The organism is Cupriavidus lacunae, assembly GCF_003353055.1.
GTDB lineage: Bacteria > Pseudomonadota > Gammaproteobacteria > Burkholderiales > Burkholderiaceae > Cupriavidus > Cupriavidus lacunae.
Map to the genome: position 1 here is coordinate 1 of NZ_QKWJ01000201.1, position 2,686 is coordinate 2,686.

Annotated in this window: 1 protein-coding gene and 1 pseudogene; both read left to right on the top strand. The window is 55.9% G+C overall.

Annotated elements, in window-relative coordinates; genetic code table 11:
• Positions 1 to 871 precede the first annotated feature (871 nt).
• Positions 872 to 1,978, top strand: a complete 1,107-nt coding sequence (locus tag DN412_RS42590) for an extracellular catalytic domain type 2 short-chain-length polyhydroxyalkanoate depolymerase (protein ID WP_115216963.1) — start codon at positions 872 to 874, stop codon at positions 1,976 to 1,978.
• An 84-nt stretch (positions 1,979 to 2,062) separates the two neighbouring features.
• A pseudogene (locus DN412_RS42595) lies at positions 2,063 to 2,219 on the top strand (IS110 family transposase); the annotation flags it as partial.
• Between the last annotated feature and the right edge of the window lie 467 nt (positions 2,220 to 2,686).

Here is a 2,686-nt window from a genome sequence, read left to right on the forward strand (position 1 = left end):
TACGCAGTGTCTCGGTCAACGGGAACGAAGCGGCTCATCGGGATAGTCTGTCGGTTGTGCTGCCACGATTATCTGGCTGGGCATCATCGATTGGAAGGCCGGAAAGCCCGACAGACTCCTAGGCTTGCTTCTCGCCATGTCAACGGCGGTAGGGTTTGCGCCCCACGCCAGTGCAGATGGATGCCAATATGACATGCAGTGCAAAGGGGAGCGAATTTGCGAGAAGGGCCAGTGCGTCTCGGAGGACCAGAACGCAGAGCAGGCCACCAAGGCTGTCTCAGCCACGAAAAACGTTCCGACACCTGAGCAACCCACTAAGGTTTCCCCGGCGACGAGAAATTTGGCGGCACCTGGGCAGCCCGCCAAGGCTCTCCCAGCGATGAAGAATGCCCCGGCACCAAAGCAAGCTGCCAAGGCTCCCTCAGCGACGAAAAGTGTCCCGACAGATGAGCAACCAGCCAAGGCTTTCCCAGCGATGAAAAATGCCCCGGCACCTAAGCAAGCCGCCAAGGCTCCCTCAGCGACGAAAAGTGTCCCGACAGATGAGCAACCAGCCATGGCTTTCCCTGCGATGACGAATGACCCAGCACCGTCGACTGAGCTTCGTTATTGCTGCACTAAGGTCGGAAAATTTCCGCTCGACCGAGAACCGGACTCGGACGACACTCCCGTCAACCAAAGCGGTACCTGTCATGGGATAACCAGTTACGGAACGTCTCTCCCAGGTACGCCGTGCAATTGATTTGCGGCCCGTTCTAGGCCACCGCCTTGCTGCTTAGTCAGCCCCCGGTTTGGCGCGGTCTCCCAGTAGGAGCGCGACTGCGTGTAGTCTTTACGCTAAGATGGTGCGAATAATCAAACGGGGTCGGCCATGAGAAAAATATTCCGATTGATCGCGGCCACGCTGATTATGGCGAGCTCGATATGCTTTGCCCAGACGCAGCCAATCGAACTTCCGCGACTCAACATCGATGTCAAAGAGACGTCGGTTTCAGGCATCTCGTCAGGCGGTTTCATGGCCGTCCAACTTTCAGTCGCCTACTCATCCATCATAAAGGGAGTCGGTATCGTTGCCGCCGGCCCCTATTACTGTGCTCAGCGGGGAAGCTACAACACAGCAGGGACGTTATGTTCGTGCACGCTAGGTGCGCAGACGTGCGCTGTCACGGAGTCCAGTGCGAAGGTGCCGGAGTTGGTGTCGAAGCTCGCCCCCCTCTTTCGCAAAGGTCTTATCGACGACCCTGCCAACATTTCACATCAGCACATCCTCACTTTCGCGGGCAAGCAGGACAATCTCGTTCCGCCAACAATTGTCAAGCAACTGGCTTCGTTCTATCGGGGCGCCGGCGTTTCGGCAGCGAACGTATCAGAAGTCCTGTGGGAAGCTGGGCACACGATGCCAACTTGGGATTTCGGAGAGGAATGCACGGTCACAGAGTCTCCTTATCTCGGTAAGTGCAGGTATGACGGAGCCAAGGAGATTCTTAGCTGGATCTATGGCGCCCTGAAGAAGCCTGCTGCCCGTGAGTCTCAGCTCAACTCCAGGTTCTTCGAATTCAACCAACGTCCCTTCATTCCCTCCGAAGGACCGATGGCAGCGGCATGGGACAACGGTTTAGACGTAACAGGGTGGGTGTACATTCCGAAGGCTTGCGCCGATGGCGCCACCTGCCGACTTCATGTGGCGTTGCATGGTTGCGAACAGGGACAGACTTATGTCCCTTTGAAGACACCGCCTGATGGCGGTCCATTCTATGGAACTACCTTTGTCAAGAATGCAGGCTATGCGCCGTGGGCCGACGCCAACGATGTCGTGATCCTATACCCTCAAGCGATATCTATTCCCATAACTATTAATCCCAAAGGGTGCTGGGATTGGTGGGGATTCACCGCGCGTGATCATTATGCTGACCAGAAAGGTTATCAGATGCGCGCCATTCGCGCGATGATCGATCGACTGACATCCGGGAGACACTAAAGCGCGTTGCGCAAGAATGCCCTGGACGCTCCCCCGTGCAGGAATATGAAATTGACTCGGACCATCGCATCAACCGAACCTTCGTACTGGGCGCGGCTGTTTCGCCAGCACGGACACACGGTCAAGCTGATGTCGCGGAGACTGGTGGCCCCTTACCGGATGTCCGGCAAACGCGGCAAAGGAGGCAGCGGCTATCTGCGAGGCGGTGACTCGGCCCAGCATGCGCTTTGTGCCGGTCAAGGGGTGTTTGTGCTTTCCCTGCAGATCGATACGCTGAGATGCGAAATCTCCAATGCCACCAACGACTTATGGCATAGAAAGAATGGCACCGGGGGATTTTCGCAAGTCATTGATATAGCTGTACATTTTCCCTTCAACCGTATCAATTTGCCCGGAAAGGACGAGCCCCCTTTGTAAGGGCGACCAATCCGTTGAGTTGAAATCGAAACGATACGATCACTTAGACCAGATGAATCAAGCCGATCATGAGTGACGATGATACGTGCACAGTGCCGATAGAAATCGACAAAGTCCGAGCATCAAAAGCAGGCCATGCCTTTCATGAAGCTTGGGCTGCGCGCACCGCCTAAAGTGGACCCCTCGGTCAAGACAGATTTCAACCGAGTTTAAGCTGCATCCATTTCTTCACATGCAGCGGAACAGCGCTGCCCTGATTTTGCGCGGGGAGAATCCCCTGCGCAGCGTAGC

Bases quoted from the DNA above. Each gene is read 5' to 3' on its own strand.
- DN412_RS42590 (WP_115216963.1), top strand. From the start codon at position 872: ATGAGAAAAATATTCCGATTGATCGCGGCCACGCTGATTATGGCGAGC.